The sequence below is a fragment of the Plantactinospora mayteni genome, from assembly GCF_016862935.1.
GTDB classification, from domain to species: domain Bacteria; phylum Actinomycetota; class Actinomycetes; order Mycobacteriales; family Micromonosporaceae; genus Plantactinospora; species Plantactinospora mayteni.
Genome location: NZ_BONX01000009.1, coordinates 55,432 through 76,669 on the forward strand (window position 1 = coordinate 55,432; position 21,238 = coordinate 76,669).

Annotated in this window: 18 protein-coding genes and 1 pseudogene; 12 read left to right on the forward strand and 7 right to left on the reverse strand. The window is 71.6% G+C overall.

Translation table 11 applies throughout. The annotated features are described in order from the left end of the window. Positions 1 to 641: 641 nt before the first annotated feature. The 3 genes and pseudogenes from Pma05_RS08560 to Pma05_RS08570 all read right to left on the reverse strand — a co-directional run. Positions 642 to 1,328, reverse strand: a complete 687-nt coding sequence (locus Pma05_RS08560) for a response regulator (protein WP_203856790.1) — start codon at positions 1,326 to 1,328, stop codon at positions 642 to 644. Positions 1,329 to 1,404: 76 nt separating this feature from the next. Further along, positions 1,405 to 2,676 (reverse strand): sensor histidine kinase, encoded by a 1,272-nt coding sequence (locus tag Pma05_RS43430; RefSeq protein WP_203856791.1) that lies wholly within the window; start codon positions 2,674 to 2,676, stop codon positions 1,405 to 1,407. Positions 2,677 to 2,879: 203 nt separating this feature from the next. Beyond that, positions 2,880 to 3,830 (reverse strand): annotated as a pseudogene (locus tag Pma05_RS08570) (RecB family exonuclease); the annotation flags it as partial. A 137-nt stretch (positions 3,831 to 3,967) separates the two neighbouring features. Between Pma05_RS08570 and Pma05_RS08575 the strand changes: the two are divergent. The 8 genes from Pma05_RS08575 (at position 3,968) to prcA (ending at position 13,246) form a co-directional block, all read left to right on the forward strand. Continuing rightward, the gene (locus Pma05_RS08575; protein WP_203856792.1) at positions 3,968 to 5,122 is read left to right on the forward strand and encodes a site-2 protease family protein; all 1,155 of its coding nucleotides are present in this window, start codon (positions 3,968 to 3,970) and stop codon (positions 5,120 to 5,122) included. Beyond that, complete coding sequence (locus Pma05_RS08580) at positions 5,119 to 6,063, forward strand: tRNA (adenine-N1)-methyltransferase (protein ID WP_203856793.1); 945 nt, start codon at positions 5,119 to 5,121, stop codon at positions 6,061 to 6,063. Before Pma05_RS08575 ends, Pma05_RS08580 begins: the two co-directional genes overlap by 4 nt. Positions 6,064 to 6,201: 138 nt before the next feature. Next, positions 6,202 to 6,774 (forward strand): hypothetical protein, encoded by a 573-nt coding sequence (locus tag Pma05_RS08585; protein ID WP_203856794.1) that lies wholly within the window; start codon positions 6,202 to 6,204, stop codon positions 6,772 to 6,774. A 482-nt stretch (positions 6,775 to 7,256) separates the two neighbouring features. Then, positions 7,257 to 9,038 (forward strand): proteasome ATPase, encoded by a 1,782-nt coding sequence (arc, locus tag Pma05_RS08590; RefSeq protein ID WP_203856795.1) that lies wholly within the window; start codon positions 7,257 to 7,259, stop codon positions 9,036 to 9,038. Positions 9,039 to 9,329: 291 nt separating this feature from the next. After that, positions 9,330 to 10,847, forward strand: coding sequence for a depupylase/deamidase Dop (gene dop / locus Pma05_RS08595; protein ID WP_344921562.1), 1,518 nt, complete (start codon positions 9,330 to 9,332; stop codon positions 10,845 to 10,847). A 95-nt stretch (positions 10,848 to 10,942) separates the two neighbouring features. After that, on the forward strand, positions 10,943 to 11,158 hold the full coding sequence (locus tag Pma05_RS08600) for a ubiquitin-like protein Pup (protein WP_101366062.1): 216 nt from the start codon (positions 10,943 to 10,945) through the stop codon (positions 11,156 to 11,158). Between the two features lie 327 nt (positions 11,159 to 11,485). Next, on the forward strand, positions 11,486 to 12,325 hold the full coding sequence (gene prcB / locus Pma05_RS08605; RefSeq protein WP_203856796.1) for a proteasome subunit beta: 840 nt from the start codon (positions 11,486 to 11,488) through the stop codon (positions 12,323 to 12,325). A 60-nt stretch (positions 12,326 to 12,385) separates the two neighbouring features. Further along, positions 12,386 to 13,246 (forward strand): proteasome subunit alpha, encoded by an 861-nt coding sequence (prcA, locus tag Pma05_RS08610; RefSeq protein ID WP_203856797.1) that lies wholly within the window; start codon positions 12,386 to 12,388, stop codon positions 13,244 to 13,246. Positions 13,247 to 13,350: 104 nt separating this feature from the next. Here prcA and rfbD read toward each other — a convergent pair whose 3' ends face one another. Further along, entirely contained in the window at positions 13,351 to 14,271 is a 921-nt protein-coding gene (gene rfbD / locus Pma05_RS08615; protein ID WP_275414662.1) for a dTDP-4-dehydrorhamnose reductase, read from the reverse strand. Between the two features lie 35 nt (positions 14,272 to 14,306). Next, positions 14,307 to 15,317: a dTDP-glucose 4,6-dehydratase gene (gene rfbB, locus Pma05_RS08620; RefSeq protein WP_203856798.1), complete on the reverse strand. Its 1,011-nt coding sequence runs from the start codon at positions 15,315 to 15,317 to the stop codon at positions 14,307 to 14,309. A gap of 101 nt (positions 15,318 to 15,418) precedes the next feature. Between rfbB and rfbA the strand changes: the two genes are divergently transcribed. The 3 genes from rfbA (at position 15,419) to Pma05_RS08635 (ending at position 17,971) form a co-directional block, all read left to right on the forward strand. After that, positions 15,419 to 16,291, forward strand: a complete 873-nt coding sequence (gene rfbA / locus Pma05_RS08625; RefSeq protein WP_203856799.1) for a glucose-1-phosphate thymidylyltransferase RfbA — start codon at positions 15,419 to 15,421, stop codon at positions 16,289 to 16,291. Positions 16,292 to 16,381: 90 nt separating this feature from the next. Next, on the forward strand, positions 16,382 to 17,740 hold the full coding sequence (gene pafA, locus Pma05_RS08630) for a Pup--protein ligase (protein ID WP_203856800.1): 1,359 nt from the start codon (positions 16,382 to 16,384) through the stop codon (positions 17,738 to 17,740). Between the two features lie 27 nt (positions 17,741 to 17,767). Continuing rightward, positions 17,768 to 17,971 carry a hypothetical protein gene (locus Pma05_RS08635; RefSeq protein WP_203856801.1) on the forward strand — a complete coding sequence of 68 codons (204 nt, stop codon included), beginning with the start codon at positions 17,768 to 17,770 and terminating at the stop codon, positions 17,969 to 17,971. A 72-nt stretch (positions 17,972 to 18,043) separates the two neighbouring features. Here Pma05_RS08635 and Pma05_RS08640 read toward each other — a convergent pair whose 3' ends face one another. Then, positions 18,044 to 19,126: a DUF3866 family protein gene (locus tag Pma05_RS08640; RefSeq protein ID WP_203856802.1), complete on the reverse strand. Its 1,083-nt coding sequence runs from the start codon at positions 19,124 to 19,126 to the stop codon at positions 18,044 to 18,046. Between the two features lie 18 nt (positions 19,127 to 19,144). Next, positions 19,145 to 20,077 carry a cation diffusion facilitator family transporter gene (locus Pma05_RS08645; RefSeq protein WP_203856803.1) on the reverse strand — a complete coding sequence of 311 codons (933 nt, stop codon included), beginning with the start codon at positions 20,075 to 20,077 and terminating at the stop codon, positions 19,145 to 19,147. A 104-nt stretch (positions 20,078 to 20,181) separates the two neighbouring features. On the opposite strand from Pma05_RS08645, the gene Pma05_RS08650 reads away from it, so the two are divergent. Next, a complete protein-coding gene (locus tag Pma05_RS08650) occupies positions 20,182 to 21,183 on the forward strand; it encodes a helix-turn-helix transcriptional regulator (RefSeq protein ID WP_203856804.1) in 1,002 nt (333 codons plus the stop codon). Positions 21,184 to 21,238 lie beyond the last annotated feature (55 nt).

Here is a 21,238-nt window from a genome sequence, read left to right on the forward strand (position 1 = left end):
CGGCCCTGATACCGAATCAGGGTTGCCCCTGACTGATATGTGTCGGCGCCGTTAACTCCGCCGGTGTCGGCATCCCGGCTGTCCGGGGCTGCGACGTGTCGGAGTCGGCCGATCAGGTTGGTGGTCCCGATCGGCTCGGCATTTCGCGATCCGATTCCCTATCGGGCGGATACGTTTTGGTTGCGGCCACGCTGTCCAGCTCTGGCCGGACTCGCGGCGGGGCGGTATCAGTCTGTCATGATCCGCTTGCGCTGTGCGTCGATCGCCGGAACGCCGATCCGGTCCGCTCCGGTGCCCCCGTCGTCGCGGTCATGTTCCCCCTCCATCCGCCCGGCGGCGGGACCTCCGCCGCCGTCGCCGTACCTGGAGAAAACGGTAGGCGCGGGAAGCCGGCGGGCCGTCGTACGCCGGGATGGTCTTCGGGTACGCCCCGCGCCCCGGGCCGGTCCTCCGGCTGGACGACTCCACACCCGGCGGGTCGTACGCCGTCCGGGCCGTCGGGCCTACTCCTCCAGGGTGGTACGCCGGCCGCCGACTACGCCTGCCGGACGGCCCCGCCCCGGGTACGCCTCAGGGTCGTCCGGCCCCGCTCGCCGGCCCGCCGATCGACCCCCCCGGCCGCACCGGACGTGGCGGTGCTGTCAGGCGCCGGGCCGGACCAGCCCGGTCTCGTAGGCCAGCACCACCGCCTGGACCCGGTCACGGAGGCCGAGCTTTGTCAGCACGTGCCCGACGTGCGTCTTGATGGTCGTCTCGCTCACCGACAGCACCCGGGCGATCTCCGCGTTGGAGAGCCCCCGGGCCACCTGGACCAGTACCTCCCGCTCCCGCTCGGTCAGCACGCCGATCGCCTTCGGTGGGGTGGCATCCGGGTCCGGCAGGGTCTCGGCGAACCGGTCCAGCAGCCGCTTGAGGATCCGGGGCGCCACGACCGCCTCGCCGGCGGCGACGGTCCGGATCGCGGTGACCAGGTCCTCGGCGGGTACGTCCTTGGCCAGGAAGCCGCTCGCCCCGGCCCGGAGCGCACCGACGACGTACTCGTCGAGATCGAAGGTGGTCAGGATGAGTACCCGGACCGGCAGCCGGGCGTCGATGATCGCCCGGGTGGCGGCGACCCCGTCCATCCGGGGCATCCGGATGTCCATCAGCACCACGTCCGGGAGCAGCCGCCGGGACAGGTCCACCGCCTCGACGCCGTCACCGGCCTCGCCGACGATGTCCAGGTCGTCCTCCGCGCCCAACACCATCCGGAATCCGGTACGTAGCAGCGGCTGGTCGTCGGCGAGCAGCACCCGTACCGGCCGACTGGACTCGCTACGGTCGCTCATGCCGGCACTCCGCTTCGCTCCGTGCCGCCATGAGGCACATCGGCACTGAGCTGGCTGATTCGCTCACTACGCTCGCTCATGCCGCCCCCTTGTTGATCGGTGCACCCAGCTGCTCCATCGGCATCTTGGCGTACACCCGGTAGCCGCCGCCGGGACGGGGCCCGGTGCGCAGGGTTCCACCGTAGAGGGCCATCCGTTCCCGCATTCCCACCAGGCCGTGCCCCAGCCGTCCACTCTCCGGTGCCGGACCCCGGCCGGTGTCCGCGACCTCGACGATCAGCCAGTAGACCCCGAAGCTCAACCGGACCTGGGCGGTCGCCGCGCCGGCGTGCTTGAGGGTGTTGGTGAGCGCCTCCTGCACGATCCGGAACACGGTCAGCGCCACCCCGGGGTCCAGCGGGCCCGGTGTGCCGTCCACCCGCAGGGTCACCGGCAGTCCGGCCTCCCTGACCTGCTCCACCAGCGCCTCGATGCCGGCCAGTCCCGGCTGCGGGGAGAGTTCGGCGGCCGGCTCGGCGTCGGTACGCAGCACGTCCAGCAGCCGGCGTAGCTCGCGCAGGGTGGTCCGGCTGGTCTCCTCGATGGTGCCCAGTGCACCGTCGGTGGCCGCCGGATCGCGGGACAGCACCCGGCGCGCCCCGGTGGCCAGTACGCCCATCACGCTGACGTGGTGCGCGACCACGTCGTGCAGCTCGCGGGCGATTCGCCGGCGCTCGTCGGCGACCGCCTGGTCGGCCAGCGACCGCTGGTTCTCCTCGGCGACCCGGGCCCGCTCCTCCAGCGCCAGGATGGTGGCCCGCCGGGCGTGCACCGTACGGCCGACGAAGAAGCAGACCAGCGCGAGCAGTACCTGGGTGAAGACCAGGTAGGCGGGGGAGGGCTCGCTGGAGTTGGACTGTGGTGGCTCGGCGAGGGCGACGGTCAGGGCCGGCCCCCAGACAGCTACGGCGGCCAGCGCCGCCTGGCGAAGTGGCAGCAGCGCGGCGGTGGTGTAGGTCAGCAGGCACAACGTGGCCCCGATGGTGACCGGCGCCGCGTCGGCCAGGACCGAGGCGACGAAGATCGGGACCGCCAGCATCACCGCCGGCCACGGAGCCGCCCGGCGCAGTGCGATCGGGGTGGCGCAGAGGACACTCCAGAACGCCCACCCGGGCCATCCCCCCGGGGCGGCGCCCGGCGGCGCGGTGCCGACGAGCACCGTCTCCACCGCGACGGCGGCGACCGCGAGCAGCCCGTCGCGGACCAGCCACCTGCGCTGCCCGGGATCGAGCCGGAGGCGCCGCCAGCGCCACCAGTTCCCCTCGACCCGGCCGGGGGCCGGCGTCGCACGGGCATCGGTAGGGGTCATGCTGGCGACGCTAGCCGCTGTGTGGCGCGACAGGTCGTCGCCAGCGGCGACCCTGGGGTCCTCCTTCAGGAGGAGCCGGGCTCCTCCTGGGCGGAGCCGACCCCGAGCCCCGACGCCGCCTCGCCCTCCCGGCCCGCCTCGCCCTCCCGGCCCGTCACGGTCGACTGGCTCGGCACCGCCGGCGCACCCGCCACGCTCCCCGGAGCCGGAGCCGGAGCCGGAGCCGACCGGGCGCCGGGCCGGGACGGTGGCGGGATCGGAGCCGCCGGGTCGACCGGCGCGGTCGGCTCCGGGAACGGTGGCGGAGTGCCGCCGAAGGTCGGGCAGTGCGCCTGGTGGTTGCACCAGTCACAGAGCCGGCTCGGCTTGGGCCGGAAGTCGCGGGCCAGGGTGGCCTGCTCGATGGCCCGCCAGAGCGCCAGCAGGGTGCGCTCGAACCGGACCAGTTCCTCGGCGTCGGGGGTGTAGTCACAGACCTCCGCGTCCTTGAGGTAGAGCAGCCGCAGCACCCTGGGCACCACCCCCCGGGTGCGCCACAGCACCAGGGCGTAGAACTTGAGCTGGAACAGCGCCCGGGCCTCGAACGCCTCGCGGGGGGCGCCACCGGTCTTGTAGTCGACCACCCGCAGGGCGCCGTCGGGCGAGACGTCCAGCCGGTCGATGTAACCCCGGATGAGTAGCTGTTCGTCCACCACCGTGGAGACCAGGCTCTCCCGCTCGGCCGGCTCCAGCCGGCGCGGATCCTCCACCGTGAAGTAGCCGTCGAGCAGCTCGCGGGCCGAGGCCAGGAACTCGGCCGGACCGGCGAGGTCGCCGGTGGTGAAGATCTCGGCCAGCTCCGCCTGCTCGGTCACCAGCCGGTCCCACTGCGGCGCCACCAGGTCACCGGCGGCGGCCGGCGTGCGCTGCTCGGCCGGCAGGTCGAAGAGGCGTTCCAGCACCGCGTGCACCAGCGTGCCGCGGGCCTGCTCGAGACTCGGCCGCTCCGGCAGCCGGTCGATGCTGCGGAACCGGTAGAGCAGGGGACAGGTCTTGAAGTCGGCCGCCCGGGACGGGGACAGCGAGGCGGTGACCTGGGCCGCGGCCGGGGGCACGGTCGGGGAATCCGTCGGGCCGCCCGTGGCTGTCTGCGATGTCACCGTCTCCGCCGTCATGTCCGGAAGGCTATGTCACGGGTACGACCGAACCCGGCCCACCCGCCCCGTCATGCGTACCGGCCCCGATCGTCCGCGGTCACCCCGGCCGAACCGGCGGGGGCCACCCGACGGGATGTTCCGTAGCATCGGAGGAGATGGAGGGAAACTCGCGACCGCGACGCGGTACCGACCGGCGGCCCGGCCTCACCGTCGGCCGGGTGTTCGGCGTACCGGTCTACCTGAACCCGTCGATGCTGCTGCTGGTGGCACTCGTCACCGTCATGTACGGCGAGTTCGTCCGGCAACAGCTCGCGCTGTCGCAGCTCACCGGCTATCTGGTCGGGCTCGTCTTCGTGGTCCTGCTGCTCGGCTCGGTACTCCTGCACGAGCTGGGGCACGCGCTGACCGCCCGCCGGTACGGGATCGGGGTGCGCGGCATCACCCTCGAACTGCTCGGCGGCTACACCGAGATGGAGCGGGACGCCCCGACACCCCGGGTGGACCTGCTCGTCTCGCTCGCCGGCCCGGCGGTCTCCCTGGTACTCGGGCTGGTCGGAATCGGCGCCACCCTCGCCCTGCCGGACGGCACCCTGGCCAACCAGTTCGCATTCCAGCTCGCCGCCAGCAACGTGCTGGTCGGGCTCTTCAACATCCTGCCCGGGCTGCCGCTGGACGGCGGACGGGCGTTGCGGGCCGGGGTCTGGGCCGTCACCCGGGACCGGCACCTGGCGACCGAGGTGGCCGGCTGGTCCGGCCGTGCCGTCGCGATCGGCACCGCCGTGCTCTTCACGCTGCTGACCTGGGTCAGCGGGCTGCCGTGGCTGGGCCTGGCGCTGGTGCTGCTGGTCGCGTTCACCCTCTGGCAGGGCGCCGGCCAGACGATCCGGGCGGCCCGGATCAGCCGCCGGTTCCCGCTCATCGACCTGGCCCAGTTGGCCCGGCCGGTCTACTCGGTGCCGAGCGGTACCCCGCTTTCCGAGGCGCAGCGGCGCGGGGCGGACGCCGGGCAGCGCGGTTCGGCGCTCGGGGTGGCGGACTCGTCCGGCCGGCTGGTGGCGCTGGTGGACCGGACCGCCGCCGAGGCCGTACCGGTCGAGCGCCGGCCCTGGGTGGCGGTGGACGCGGTGGCCCGGGGCGTGGACGCGGTGCCCAGTCTCGCGGTCGGGCTCGGCGGGGAGCAGGTGGTGCACGCGGTACAGGCCCACCCGGGCGCGCAGTACCTGGTGACCTCAGGCGAAGATGTGGTCGGCGTTCTGTATATCGCCGACCTGGCGCAGCTCCTGGAGCCGAAACGGAAGATGACTCAGTGACCGCACAGCCCACCGCCGTCCCCGCCGCTCCGACCGCACCGGTACCGGCGCACCGAGGGCCGTTCCGCCCCGGTGACCGGGTCCAGCTCACCGATCCGAAGGGTCGGATGCACACCATCACGCTGGCGCCCGGGCGGTCGTTCCACACCCATCGCGGCGTGCTGGAGCACGACGCGTTGATCGGGTTGCCGGACGGCAGCGTGGTCACCTCGGCCGGCGGGACGGCCTACCTCGCGCTGCGGCCGCTGCTCGCGGACTACGTGCTCTCCATGCCGCGCGGTGCGCAGGTGATCTATCCCAAGGACGCGGCCCAGATCGTGGCGATGGGGGACGTCTTCCCCGGCGCGAAGGTCCTGGAGGCCGGCGTCGGGTCCGGCGCGCTGACCTGCTCGCTGCTCCGGGCGGTCGGCCCGGATGGCGAACTCCATTCCTACGAACTGCGCGAGGACTTTTCCGAGATCGCTCGCAGAAATGTGGAATCCTTCTTCGGTGGACCGCATCCAGCCTGGAATCTCCGGGTGGGCGACGTGGCAGACTGCCAGGAAACCGGTTTCGACCGGATCATCCTTGACCTCCTCACCCCCTGGGAGGCGCTCGACATGGTCGAACGCGCGCTGGTCCCGGGCGGGGTCTTCATCGGTTACGTCGCCACCACGCCCCAGCTCTCCGAACTGGTCGAGGCGTTGCGCGAGCGGGGCGGGTTCACCGAGCCCCGGGCCTGGGAGTCGCTGGTCCGGGACTGGCACGCGGACGGGCTCGCGGTACGCCCGGACCACCGCATGATCGCGCACACCGCCTTCCTCGTCTCCAGTCGCCGGCTCGCGCCCGGGGTCACCGCGCCGACGCGCCGACGCAAGCCCAGCAAGGGCGCCGAGGCGTACGCGCTGCGCCGTCAGGCGCGCCAGGAGGCCGAGGCAACCTCCGGGAGGGCCGCGGAATGACCTCTTCCCGCCGGAGTCGACGCATCAGCGGGCGTGCCGAGCACGGCGAGGAGACGGCATGAGCGAGCTTGGCGAAGGAACCAGCCAGCTCAGTGCGGATGTGCCTCATGTCGGCGCGGAGCGTAGCGGAGTGCCGGCATGAGCCGCCCGGCGTTCGGTGGGGGAGACCTGCCGGCCGTGTTCCCCGACTGGTCGCCGTACCGGGACCTGGAGTCGGCCGCCCGGGCGTACCTGCGCGACCCGGATGTCGCGATGGAGGCGTTGACCGGGGTGCTGAACGGCGCCTCGGTGCTCGGCTTCACCCTGGAGCGCTTCGTCAACGAGGTGAACGGGGTCTGGCAGGAGGTCGCGATCTGCGACGGCAGCCGGCTGATCCTCTGGCACGGCGAAGACGTGCCACCCGACGACGGCCCGGCCGGCTCGATGACGTCGTCGTTGCGGGTGGTGCCGGTCTCGACGGTCAGCGAGGTGGGCTGCCGGCGGCGACTCAGCCGTACCCCGACCGGTCAGATCCGGGTCGACAGCATCGACGTCTACCTGCTGCTCAGCTCGCTGGACGAGGGCGTACCCGGCGACGAGGCGCAGGCGCCGCCCCGGCACGACGCGCTGCGGTTCGGCAAGACGCTCGACGACGGCGGTGCGGGGCAGATCTCCCGGCTGGAGGAGTTCGCCCGACTGGTCGCCTCGGTGGTCGGCCGTCCCACTCTGTGAGCATCGGCGCGGTGCGAAACGTACCGCCGGAGCCGTGCGAAACCTCCTGTCATCGCCGGTGGGAGAACGTCCCGTTGTCGTCCGCACATCCCGGAAGTGGCCGGCCGACCGTTTCCGGGTTTCCGACCCGGCGGACAAGCCTGGAAAACCGCGCCGAGGGCGGGTCAGCGGCGCCGCCGCGACAGGCGGTAGCGCCGCGACGCCGAATCGTCACGGTTGCGGGATCGCGCCGCCGTCAGGGCCCGTCTGAGGGGCGGAATCCCTGGTCAGCGGTGTCCCGAGGCCGCCCGCGACCGCCGTCGGACAGGGCCGCCTGGGGCCCGCCCGGCGCGCCGTGACGGTACCCCGATCCGCCGGCCCCGGCCCGACCGGTCGTCGGCGACGTGATCAAGGTTCGGCGACGAGGGTGTTGCGTGGAACCGAATCAGCGTCATAGCGGTTAGTGTTAGGGCAGAACGTTCAAGCCCCCGGGGAGGTGGGACGTGGCACGCAGCGACGACGCGGACTCGCGCGCCGCACGGTGGGAGAAGGAGGCCCACGATCTCTCCACCCAGGTCGCGTTTCTTCAAGAGGAACTCGCTCTGGTGCGGCGCAAGTTGACCGAAAGCCCTCGACACGTCCGGCAGCTTGAGGAACGGCTGGCGGCGACACAGGCGCAGTTGGCTCGACTCACGGAGAACAACGAGCGGCTCGTGAACACCCTCAAGGAGGCACGCGCCCAGATCGTCACGCTCAAGGAGGAGATTGACCGGCTGGCGCAACCGCCGAGCGGTTATGGTGTCTTCCTGGCCCGGCACGACGACGGTACGGTCGACGTCTTCACCGGTGGTCGCAAGCTCCGGGTGGCGGTGTCACCCTCGCTCGAGGTGGCGGAGCTGCGCCGTGGGCAGGAGGTCCTGCTCAACGACGCGCTCAACATCGTCGACGCGTTCGGCTACGAGCGGGTCGGCGAGGTCGTCATGCTCAAGGAGGTGCTGGACAGCCCCTCCGGCGGCGCGGGCGACCGGGCACTGGTGATCTCCCACGCCGACGAGGAGCGGATCGTCCACCTCGCGGAGACTCTCATCGGCGCGCCGTTGCGGGCCGGTGACTCGCTCATGATCGAGCCCCGCTCGGCGTACGCGTACGAGCGGATTCCGAAGAGCGAGGTCGAGGAGCTGGTCCTGGAGGAGGTGCCGGACGTCGACTACGGCGACATCGGTGGCCTACAGGCCCAGATCGAGCAGATCCGGGACGCCGTCGAGTTGCCGTTCCTGCACGCCGACCTCTTCCGGGAGCACCAGCTCCGGCCGCCGAAGGGCATCCTGCTCTACGGCCCGCCCGGCTGCGGCAAGACGCTGATCGCCAAGGCGGTGGCGAACTCACTGGCCAAGAAGATCGCCGAGCGGCGGGGCGAGGAGAAGCACACCAGTTTCTTCCTCAACATCAAGGGCCCCGAGCTGCTCAACAAGTACGTCGGCGAGACCGAGCGGCACATCCGGCTGATTTTCCAGCGGGCTCGGGAGAAGGCCGGCGAGGGCACTCCGGTCATCGTGTTCTTCGACGAGATGGACTCGGTGTTCCGGACCCGGGGCTCCGGCGTCTCCTCCGACGTGGAGAACACCATCGTTCCGCAGCTACTCAGCGAGATCGACGGTGTCGAGGGCCTGGAGAACGTGATCGTGATCGGTGCCTCCAACCGGGAGGACATGATCGACCCGGCGATCCTCCGCCCCGGCCGGCTCGACGTGAAGATCAAGATCGAGCGGCCGGACGCCGAGGCGGCCAGGGACATCTTCTCCAAGTACATCCTCACCGGGCTGCCGCTGCACTCCGACGACCTGACCGAGCACGGCAACGACCCGCAGTCCACGGTCGCGGCCATGATCGAGGCGGTCGTGCTGCGGATGTACTCGGAGACCGAGGAGAACCGCTTCCTCGAGGTCACCTACGCCAACGGCGACAAGGAAGTCCTCTACTTCAAGGACTTCAACTCCGGCGCGATGATCCAGAACATCGTCGACCGGGGCAAGAAGATGGCGATCAAGGAGTTCCTCTCCTCCGGGCGCAAGGGTCTGCGCTTGCAGCACCTGCTCGACGCCTGCGTCGACGAGTTCCGGGAGAACGAGGACCTGCCCAACACCACCAATCCCGACGACTGGGCCCGGATCTCCGGCAAGAAGGGGGAGCGGATCGTCTACATCCGTACCCTCGTCTCCGGTGGTAAGGGCGCGGAGGCCGGCCGGTCCATCGAGACCGCGAGCAACACCGGTCAATACCTGTAACGGACGAACGGCATCTGTGGGCGCCGCGATCGCGGCGCCCACAGTGCTGTCCGGGACCTTTCCACTACGACTCGCCGTCCGGACCTTCGGCGCCGAACCGGGCGAAGAAGCGCCGAAGGCGTACCGTGGCCGTGTCGACACACCGGGCGAACAATCCGGCGACGGCGCGGACTAGGCTCAACGGCATGGGGAAGCGGAGCGAGGCGGCGGCATGAGCGAGCGTAGCGAGCGAATCATTCGACTCAGGGTGGCTGTGCCTCATGGCGGCGCCGAGCGGAGCGAGGCGGCGGCATGAGTGTACGGCGGATCATGGGCACCGAGGTGGAGTACGGCATCTCCGTGCCCGGCCAGGCCGGAGCCAACCCGATGGTGACCTCCTCGCAGGTGGTGAACGCCTACGGCGCCCGCCCGGAGCTGGCCCGGGGCGGTCGGGCCCGGTGGGACTACGAGGAGGAGTCCCCGTTGCGGGACGCCCGCGGATTCACCTACTCCGGGGCCGCCTACGACCCGGCGGAGGCGCTGGCCGACGAGGATCTCGGGCTGGCCAACGTGATACTGACCAACGGCGCCCGGCTCTACGTCGACCACGCCCACCCGGAATACTCCACTCCCGAGGTGACGAACCCGCTGGACCTGGTCCGCTGGGACAAGGCGGGTGAGCGGGTGATGGCCGAGGCGTCCCGGCGGGCCGCCACCATTCCGGGCACCCACCCGATCCACCTCTACAAGAACAACACCGACAACAAGGGCGCCAGCTACGGCGCGCACGAGAACTATCTGATGCGCCGGCAGACCCCGTTCGCCGACATCGTCGCGTACCTGACACCGTTCTTCGTGACCCGGCAGATCGTCTGTGGCGCGGGTCGGGTCGGGATCGGCCAGGACGGCTCGCAGCCCGGTTTCCAGATCTCCCAGCGGGCCGACTTCTTCGAGGTCGAGGTGGGGCTGGAGACGACGCTGAAGCGCCCGATCATCAACACCCGGGACGAGCCGCACGCGGACGCCGACAAATACCGCCGACTGCACGTGATCATCGGCGACGCCAACCTGTCGGAGATCTCCACCTATCTCAAGGTCGGCACCACCTCGCTGGTGCTCGCCATGATCGAGGAGAAGGCGCTCAGCCCGGACCTGGCCATCGCCGACCCGGTGGGCGAGCTGAAGGCGGTCAGCCACGACCCGTCGCTGTCGCACCGGCTCCGGCTGCGCGACGGCCGTCGGCTGACCGCACTCGACCTCCAGTGGGCGTACTTCGAGCGGGCTCGTTCCTTTGTGGACGAGCGGTACGGCGACGACCTCGACCAGGACACCACCGACGTACTCGACCGCTGGGAGGGCATACTCGACCGGCTCGGCCGGGACCCGATGCTCTGCGCCGGCGAGCTGGACTGGGTGGCGAAGCTGCGGCTGCTGGAGGGCTACCGGGAGCGGGAGAAGCTCGGCTGGGCCTCGCACAAGCTGCAACTGGTCGACCTCCAGTACTCCGACGTACGCCCGGAGAAGGGCCTCTACCACCGGTTGGTCAGTCGGGGGTCGATGGCGACTCTGCTGCCCGAGGAGCTGACCCGCGCGGCGATGACCGAGCCGCCGGAGGACACCCGCGCCTACTTCCGGGGCCGCTGCCTCGCCCAGTACGCCTCCGAGGTGGTGGCGGCGAGCTGGGATTCGGTCATCTTCGACGTCGGCCGGGAGTCGCTGGTGCGGGTGCCGATGATGGAGCCCGAGCGGGGCACCCGCAAGCACGTCGGCGCGTTGTTCGACCGCTGCGCGAGCGCGAAGGACCTGCTGGAGACGATCACCGGTGGCTGACGCCGGGGCGCGTGCCGCCGGAGCGGCGGTGCCGGAGGATTCGTCGTCCATCCGAGGTAAGTTTTCCCCAGGCGATCGTGGAGGAGGCGGCAGAGATGGCTACCCGTGACACCGGCGGTCAATCGCAGTCCGGCAAGGCACGCCGGGACGAGGAGGTCGACGAGGTCGCGACCGAGGCGAACCCGGAGGTTGCCGAGCGGCACGCGGAGATCACCGAGGATGTCGACGACCTGCTGGACGAGATCGACTCGGTACTCGAGGAGAACGCCGAGGAGTTCGTCCGGGGCTACGTCCAGAAGGGCGGACAGTAGCCGTACCCGGGCCGGGTCGGGCGTGGTCAGCCACGCCGAGCCCGGCGCGGTGCGCGGCGGTGGCCGTGCCGACCGCACCGGCGCGACGGCCGACCCCCGGCGCACGGGTCGGGGTCCAGGTGTCCGGGCGGTGCGATCGGCTGGCGCACGGGCCCGGCCGGCCACACCGGATGGGCGCCGTCGGGAGTGGCGCAACACGGCGACGACGATCATCGCACCGGGGAGATCCGGGGGATACTCTGCTTCAACCGCAACGGTGGCCTCGCCCGGTTTCCGCGCTGACGCGGGGGATCCGGGCGACGTGACGAGACAGCTGAGAGGGAGCACGTGGCAGCGGCTTTTGATCCAACCGGGCGTCTACCAGACGTGTTCCTCAACGTGGGGACGTCCTCGTTCACCCAGTTCCTGAGCACGGCGGCCCCCGACCTGCTGCCCGGTCGCCGGCCGCTGCCGCCCGGGTCCGCCAGCGAACTGGTTCCGCACGCCACCACCATCGTCGCGCTGACCACCGCCGACGGGGTGGTGATGGCCGGCGACCGGCGCGGCACCATGGGCAACCTGATCTCCAGCCGGGACATCCGCAAGGTGCACCCGGCCGACGAATACTCGCTGGTCGGCTTCGCCGGCACGGCGGGCATCGCCCTGGAGATGGTGCGACTCTTCCAGGTGGAGCTGGAGCACTACGAGAAGATCGAGGGAGCGATGCTCTCCCTCGACGGCAAGGCCAACCGGCTGGCCGCGATGATCCGCGGCAACCTCGGCGCGGCGATGCAGGGACTCGCGGTGATCCCGCTCTTCGCCGGCTTCGACCTGGCGGCCACCGACCCGGCCAGGACCGGCCGGATCTTCAGCTTCGACGTGGCCGGCGGGCCCTACGAGGAGACCGGCTACGACGGGATCGGCTCCGGCTCGCTCTTCGCGAAGGCGGCGCTGAAGAAGCGGTACCGCCCTGGGCTGAGCACCCCCGACGCCATCCGGATCGCCGTCGAGGCGCTCTACGACGCCGCCGACGACGACAGCGCCACCGGTGGTCCCGACCTGAGCCGCCGCATCTATCCAGTGGTGATGACGGCCACCGCGGAGGGCACCAACCGGCTCTCCGACGCCGAGGCGGCCGAGGTCGCCGAAGCGGTGGTCGCCGCCCGGATGGAGAACCCGGGCGGCTGACCGCCCCGCACCACCCGCAACCCGCCGTCGCCAGCAGAACCGGTTAGGAGAACCGCCGCCGTGGCCATGCAGTTCTACGCCTCACCCGAGCAGATCATGCGCGACCGCTCGGAGCTGGCCCGCAAGGGCATCGCGCGCGGCCGGAGCGCCGTGACGCTCAGCTACTCCGGCGGGGTGCTCTTCGTGGCGGAGAACCTCTCCAGCGCCCTGCACAAGGTCAGCGAGATCTACGACCGGATCGCCTTCGCGGCGGTCGGCCGGTACAACGAGTTCGAGAACCTGCGCCGGGCCGGCGTCCGGATGGCCGACGCCACCGGGCTCAGCTTCGACCGGCGGGACGTCACCGGCCGGGCGCTGGCCAACGCGTACGCGCAGACCCTGGGTGCGATCTTCACCGAGCAGTCCAAGCCGTTCGAGGTGGAGATCTGCGTCGCCGAGGTGGGCAGCACGCCGGAGGCGGACGAACTCTACCGGATCACCTACGACGGTTCGGTCAGCGACGAGCCCGGCCGGATGGCGATGGGCGGGCAGGCCGAGGCGGTTACCGGAGCGCTGCGCGAGGAGCACCAGCCGGACATGTCGCTGGACGCGGCGGTCCGGCTGGCGGTCCGGGCGCTCGGCAGTGTTGGTGGCGAGGGCGGTGCGCCCCGGACCATCGCCGCCAGCCAGCTCGAGGTGGCGATCCTGGACCGGCGACGGGTCGGGCGTTCCTTCCGCCGGATCACCGGTGCCGCGCTGGCCTCGCTGCTGAACGGGGCGCCGGCCACGGCCGAGGGCGGCGAGGCGCCACCAGCCGAGCCGAAGTCCCCGGCTCCCGGCCCGGACAAGCCGGCCGAGTCCGCCGGCTCGGCGGATCTGGAGGGCAAGGCGAAGCCGGCCGGCGGCGACACGTCGAGCGACGGCGAGGAGAAGTCGGAGTAGGGCTGGGGCCGGGTCTGCCGCACACCTGTGGCCAGGTCGTCCTGGTCGAGGAGTCCGGCGAGACGTGCCGGCTCAGCGACGTGCCGGTCCCGGGCCACACGGCGCTAGCGCGATCCGGATCCGATCCGGTCGTCGGCGGCGTGGCCCGGCGCGGGCGGCCGAGGAGCACTGGTCAGCGTTCCGTCGGGTCGTAGCGCGTCGGCGAGCATCGCCCGCCAGTCCGGCATCGGTGCCAGCCCGGCCCGGGACCACCCGGCATGCCCGAGCACGCTGAAGCCGGGCCGGCGGGCCGGGCGGGGAAACCGGTCGCTGCTGGTCGGACGGATCCGGTCCGGGTCGAGCCCGGTCCGGGCGAACACCTCGCGAGCCAGGCCGTACCAGGTGGTCCGGCCACTCGCCGTGCCGTGGTAGATGCCGGCCGGGGCCGCTCCGCGGTGTGCGGCGGCGCCGAGGTCGGCCAGCCGCTCCGCGAGGGCGTACGACCACGTCGGTTGCCCGAACTGGTCGTCCACCACGTCGAGGTGCGGGCGTTCGGTGGCCAGCCGGAGCATCGTGGCGACGAAGTTGGGGCCGTGTGCGCCGTACAGCCACGCGGTGCGTACCAGGTATCCGGTCTGCGGCAGCAGCCGGGCGACGGCGAGTTCACCGGCCAGCTTGCCGCGCCCGTACGCGTTGACCGGGGCGGTCGGGGCGTCCTCCGGATAGGGCCGGTCGGCGTCGCCGGCGAAGACGTAGTCGGTCGAGACGTGCAGCAGCCGGGCGCCGGCCTCGGCACAGGCTGCCGCCAGGTTGGCCACCCCGGTGCCGTTGACTGCGGTGGCGGCCTCCTCGTGCTGCTCCGCACCGTCCACGTCGGTCCAGGCCGCCGCGTTGACCACGATCGGGTGCCCGGCCACCGCCGCCCGGACCGCTGCCGGGTCGGTCAGCTCGACCTCGGCTCGGCTGGCGGTGGTGACCCGTCCGGGGTGCCGGGCGGAGAGTACCGCCACCAGGTCCCGGCCGAGCATCCCGCCGGCCCCGGTCACCAGCCAGCTCGGCGGCTCCGGGCCCCGCTGGGCGGTCACGGTACGGCCGGCCCGATCTCCTCGCTGCCCAGCAGCCGTGCCCTGAGCGGCTCCCACCACGCCCGGTTCTCCCGATACCAGGTGACCGTCTCGGCGAGCCCGCGGTCGAGGTCGACCCGGGGGGCGTACCCGAGTTCTTCACTGATCTTGGTGATGTCCAGCGAGTAGCGGCGATCGTGCCCCATCCGGTCGGCGACCGGCCTGACCCGGTCCCAGTCGGCGCCGCAGGCGGCGAGCAGCCGGGCGGTCAGCTCGCGGTTGGTCAGCTCGGTGCCGCCGCCGATGTGGTAGACCTCGCCCGGGCGCCCCTTGTCCTGCACCAGGGCGACCCCGACACAGTGGTCGTGTACGTGCAGCCAGTCCCGGACGTTGCCGCCGTCGCCGTAGAGCGGCACGTTGCCGCCGTCGAGCAGGTTGGTGACGAAGAGCGGGATCACCTTCTCGGGGAACTGGTACGGCCCGTAGTTGTTGGAGCAGCGGGTCAGCACCACGTCCATCCCGTAGGTGCGGTGGTAGGCCAGGGCCAGCAGGTCGGAGCCCGCCTTGGCGGCCGAGTACGGCGAGTTCGGCGCCAGCGGAGTGGACTCGGTCCAGGATCCCTGCTCGATCGAGCCGTAGACCTCGTCGGTGGAGACGTGCACGAACCGGCCGGTACGGTGCCGCAGCGCCGCCTCCAGCAGGGTCTGCGTGCCGAGCACGTTGGTGCTGACGAACGGGGCGGGCCGGTGGATGGAGCGGTCGACGTGGGACTCGGCGGCGAAGTGCACGATCACGTCGTGCCCGGGGGTCACCTCGTCGACCACGGCCGGGTCGCAGATGTCGCCGACCACCACCTCGAGCCGGGGGTCGGCGCGTACCGGGTCGAGGTTGGCCAGGTTGCCGGAGTAGGTGAGCTTGTCCAGTACGGTGACCGCGCTCGGCGCGAGCCGGGGACCGGTGCCGGTCAGCAGCATACGTACGTATTCAGAACCGATAAATCCGGCTCCACCGGTCACGAGGATCCTCATGAAACGGAAAGTCTACGCGTCGGTTGCCGGCAACAGCGGTAAGCCCGGCCGCTGTCGGACAATTGACTTTCAATCGCGCCCACCCCCGGTAGCCTGCGCGAATGCGCGGAATCCTGCTGGCGGGCGGTACCGGCTCGCGGCTGTGGCCGATCACCCAGGCCGTGTCGAAACAGCTCATGCCGATTTTCGACAAACCGATGATCTATTACCCGCTCTCCACCTTGGTCATGGCGGGAATGCGGGAAATCCTCATCATCACCACTCCCGGGGACCAGACGCAGTTCCGGAACCTGCTGGGTGACGGCTCCCAGTGGGGCCTCCGGTTGGAGTACGTCGCACAGCCGAGCCCGGACGGAATCGCACAGGCTTTCCTTCTCGGCGAGGAGTTCCTGGCCGGGGATTCGGTCGCGCTGATCCTCGGCGACAACATCTTCTACGGCGCCGGACTGGGCCGGAGCCTGGCCCGCAACGGTGACCCGGACGGTGGCCGGATCTTCGCCTATCCGGTGGCGAACTGCGAGGGTTACGGAATTGTCGAGTTCGACTCCGACGGGCGGGCGTTGTCGATCGAGGAGAAGCCGGAGAAACCCAAGTCCCGGTACGCCGTCCCCGGCCTCTACTTCTACGCCAACGACGTGGTGGAGATCGCCAAGGGGCTGACCCCGAGCGACCGGGGTGAACTGGAGATCACCGCGGTCAACCAGACCTACCTGGCGGCGGGCCGGCTCCAGGTCACCGCGCTCGACCGGGGCACCGCCTGGCTGGACACCGGCACCTTCACCTCGCTGGTCCAGGCCGGCGAGTTCGTCCGGGTGATCGAGGAGCGGCAGGGCCTCAAGGTGGGCTGCATCGAGGAGGTGGTCTGGCGCAGCGGGCTGATCTCCGACGAGGAACTCCGCGAGCTGGCCCAGCCGCTGAGCCGGAGCGGCTACGGCGAGTACCTCTTCGGCATCCTGGAGGATCCCGGTCGGTGACCGGTCCGCCACGATCGGCTACCGGAGTTCCCGCACAACGCCACGGCCCGAGACTGACCAACCCGGGCCTCGGGCGACTAATCTCCAAGCATGGAGCGGCGAATCTTCGGCCTTGAAACCGAGTACGGTGTCACCTGCACCTACCGCGGCCAACGGCGGCTGTCCCCGGACGAGGTCGCCCGTTACCTCTTCCGTCGGGTGGTCTCCTGGGGGCGATCGAGCAACGTGTTCCTGCGCAACGGTGCCCGGCTCTACCTCGACGTCGGGTCCCACCCGGAATACGCCACCCCCGAGTGCGACTCGGTCTCCGACCTGGTGGCCCACGACCGGGCCGGCGAACGGATCCTGGAGGGTCTGCTGGTCGACGCCGAGAAGCGGCTGCACGACGAGGGCATCGCGGGCGAAATCTACCTGTTCAAGAACAACACCGACTCGGCCGGCAACTCGTACGGCTGCCACGAGAACTACCTGGTCTCCCGGCACGGCGAGTTCGGCCGGCTGGCCGACGTGCTGATCCCGTTCCTGGTCACCCGGCAGCTCATCTGCGGCGCCGGCAAGGTGTTGCAGACCCCGCGTGGCGCCGTCTACTGCCTCTCCCAGCGTGCCGAGCACATCTGGGAGGGCGTCTCCTCGGCGACCACCCGGAGCCGGCCGATCATCAACACCCGGGACGAGCCGCACGCCGACGCCGAGCGCTACCGGCGGCTGCACGTCATCGTCGGCGACTCCAACATGAACGAGGTCACCACGCTGCTCAAGGTCGGCAGCGCGGACATCGTGCTCCGGATGATCGAGGCCGGGGTGGTGATGCGCGACCTGTCGCTGGAGAACCCGATCCGGGCGATCCGGGAGGTTTCGCACGACGTCACCGGCCGGCGCAAGGTCCGGCTCGCCTCGAACAAGGAGATCAGCGCGCTGGAGATCCAGCAGGAATACCTGGCCAAGGCGACCGAGTTCGTCGAGCGGCGGGGCGGGGACCAGACCGCGAAGCGGGTGGTCGAACTCTGGGGCCGGGTGCTGGGCGCGGTGGAGAGCGGCAACCTGGACCCGGTCTCCCGGGAGATCGACTGGGTGACCAAGCTCCAGCTCATCGAGCGGTACCAGCGCAAGAACGACCTGCCGCTGTCGCACCCCCGGATCGCCCAGATGGACCTGGCGTACCACGACCTGCGTCGGGGACGTGGCCTCTACGGGCTGCTGGAGCGGCGCAAGCAGGTGGACCGGATCGCCACCGACCCGGAGATCTTCGAGGCGAAGGAGACCCCGCCGCAGACCACCCGGGCCCGGCTGCGCGGCGAGTTCATCCGGCACGCCCAGGAGAAGCGCCGGGACTTCACCGTCGACTGGGTACACCTCAAGCTGAACGACCAGGCCCAGCGCACGGTGCTCTGCAAGGACCCGTTCCGGGCGTACGACGAGCGGGTGGAGCGGCTGATCGCGAGCATGTGAGGCCGGGCGGTTAGGCTTTCCCCCGCTATGACGCATCCAGACAGCCGCGACGACGACGAGCACCGCCGCCCCGAGACGATCCGGCAGAACCGGATCGAGCGGCGGCGAGCCAAGATCCGGGAGGAGATCGAGCGCAACCGCCGGGGTGAGTACACCGTACCCACCTGGGTACTCACGCTCGCGCTCGTCCTGGTCGTGGCCGGCTGGCTGGCGCTGGTCTTCCTGAGCTGACCCTCTTCCCGGTCCGGTCCCGCCGGTGCCGGCCCCGCCCAGCGCCTGCCTCGGCGCCGGTCCGGGGCCGGGTCAGCGCAGGCTGGCGGCGTGTCGCCCGGCGGCGGCTGCCGCCAGGAAGTAGGCGTGCTCCTCGGCCAGTCCCCGGCCCATCGTCGAGAGCGGGACCGGGCTGGCCCGCAGCGCCTCGTCGAGCCCGTGCACCGGTACCCGGACGATCCGGTGCCGTTGCGCCAGCCCGGCCACGGCCGGCTCGACCAGCGCGGCCAGCTCCGCCGGCAACTCGGCCGGGAGTACCAGATCGGCGGCGGCCAGCGCGACCCGGCCGTACGCGGTGACGCTGTGGTGCGACAGCCCCCGGTGCCGGTCCCGCAGGTCGGCGCCGGAGATCCGCAGCGAGCCCACCGGGCGGCCACCCAGCGCGGCGACGGCGTTGACCGCCTCGCCGACCGCGACCCCGGAAAAGCCCCATCGGGTACCGGTGCCCAGGTTGCCCGGCCCCTGCGCCACGATCGCCACGTCGGTCCGGAGCACGTGCCGGGCGGCGAGCAGCCCGCTGTGCAGGTTGGTCGCCTCCAGGTCACCACCGAACGCCTGCCCGACGGTGACCGTGCCGGCGAGTTCGGCACGCAGGCCGTCCAGGGTGCGGGAGAACCAGGCCGGCAGCGCGCCGCCGTCGGTCATCAGGTACCCGATCCGGGCGTCGGGCGCGTCGGCCCGGATCCCGGCCACGATCGCCGGCAGTGCGGAGTGCAGATCGGCGGTGACCACCGGCAGCCCGCCGAGGTCGTCGGCGTCGGCCAGCGCCGCCCGGTGCGGGGACGCCTCCTCGTCGACACCGAGCAGGATCGGTTGCAACGGCGTGTAGCGGGCCTTGACCAGATGCCCGGCGTCGCGGCTGTCGACCGTCTGGGGCGGATCCGCCGGCAGCCGGTCCGGCAGCGCCACCACCAGGGCGTACCCGCCGGTGCCGAGCCCCATCAGCAGCGCGCCCACGTTCAGCAGCACCCGGTCGCCCGGCTCGGGAGTGCCGACCAGTTCCGGGTACGCCAGTGCCCGCACCCGCGCCCCGTCGGACTGCCGGACGTCGAGTTCGACGGCGCCCCGCCAGCTTCGCCGGACCTCCGTGACCGTGCCGGACCGCCATCGCACCATGGCCGGCAGGGTAACCGGCTACCGCCTGCGGCTCCGGGTCGGGTCGAGGAAGACGTACTGCACGTGCGGGAAGCGGGCGACCAGCCGGCGTTCGGCCTCTTCGGCGCCGGCCTCGATGTCCGCCCCGGTCGCCTCGTCCCGGAAGTCGACCTTGGCCGCGACCAGGATGTCGTCCGGACCCAGGTGCATGGTGAGCAGGGTGTCCACCCGCTCCACCGACGGCACCGCGGAGAGCTCGCGGTGGATCTCGTCGTGCATCGGCGGCGGTACGGCCCGGCCGACCAGCAGCGAGATGTTGCTCCGGGCCAGGATGGTGGCGACCACCAGGAGCAGCAGCCCGATCAGGATCGAGGCCAGCCCGTCCCAGACCTCGGTGCCGGTGAGCTCGGACAGGGCGAGACCGGCGGCGGCCAGCGTGATGCCGATCAGCGCGGCGGTGTCCTCCAGGAAGACCGCCTTGACCGTGGTGTCGGCGGTGCTCCGCAGAAAGGGGGCCAGACGGGTCCGCCGCTGTCGGGCCGCCCGGCGGAGCTGCCGGACCGCCCGGGTCAGCGACACCGACTCGATCAGGAACGAGATCGCCAACACCACGTACGCGACCAGGAACTGCCCGGTGTGCTCACCGCTCCGGATCGTGTTGACCCCGTGCGTGATCGAGAAGCCCGCGCCGACCACGAAGGTGAAGACCGCGGCGATGAACGCCCAGACGTAGCTCTCCTTGCCGTACCCGAACGGATGCTCCGGGTCGGCGGGCCGGGAGCCCCGGCGCAGCGCGGTGAAGAGCAGCACCTCGGTGGTGGTGTCGGCGATCGAGTGGGCGCCCTCGGAGAGCATCGCGGACGAGCCGGAGATCATCCCGGCGAACAGCTTGGCGAGCGCTATCGCCAGGTTGGCCACCCCGGCCACCACCACGGTGAGGAGGCTCTCCGAGGTGCCGTCCGGGTCCGCCATAACGCCAGCCTAGGAGCCGGTCGGGGCAGGTGGCGGCGGGTCCGGCCGGCCGGGGCGCCGCGCGGGTACCCGCTTCGTGATCCGACACTGCTAGCGTCTGTGTCGTGTCGCGGACCCGTACCGAACGCCTGGTCAACCTGGTGATCTGTTTGCTGTCCACCCGACGGTTCCTGACCGCCGCGCAGATCGCCGCGACCGTGCCGGGCTATGAGCATGATCCGGACGACCCACGTGACCACGAGGCATTCCAGCGCAAGTTCGAGCGGGACAAGGCCGAGCTGCGTGAGCTGGGCGTACCCCTCGAGACCGGCACGGCCAGCGCCTTCGACGCGGAGCCGGGCTACCGGATCGCGCACCGGGAGTACGCGCTGCCGGAGATCCCGCTGGAGCCCGACGAGGCGGCGGCGGTGGGCATCGCCGCCCGGCTCTGGCGGCACGCCGGGCTGGCCGCGGCGGCCTCCTCCGGGCTGGCGAAGCTCCGGGCCGCCGGCGTCGACGTCGACCCGCAGGCCACCCTCGGGATGGAGCCGGTGGTCACCGTCGACCCGGCGTTCGGGCCGCTGACCGCCGCGGCCCGGGATCGGCGCACGGTCGGCTTCGACTACCGGGTACCCGACGGCGACGCCCCGACCAGCCGCCGGCTGCAACCCTGGGGCGTGGTCTGCTGGCGGGCCCGGTGGTATGTGGTCGGCCACGACCTCGACCGCGACGCGCCCCGCTGTTTCCGGCTCTCCCGGATCGTCGGTGGTGCGGTCCGGACGATCGGCAAGCCGGGCGCCTTCGAGCCGCCCGTCGGCGTCGACCTGATCAGCCACGTCGCGAAGTGGTCCGGGCCGGTGGAGCGCTCCGGCCGGGCCACCGTGCTGGTCGCACCGGGCCGGGCGGCCGGGCTGCGCAGGTGGGCCCGGGAGGCGACCAGCGGACCCGACGGCGACCGCCTGGTCCTGCCGTACGGCGATGCCGAGTCGCTCGCGAGTAGGCTCGTCGGCTACGGTCCCGATGTCCGGGTACTCGAACCGCCGGAGATCCGGGACGCCGTGATCCAGCGGCTCAAGGAGATCACCGCCCGGCACGACGAGATGGCGACCGCCCGGGCGTCGGGGTAACGCGGGGCGGACCGGGGTTGGGGCCCCGGGGAACTGACCAGAGGGGGGAGCCGGC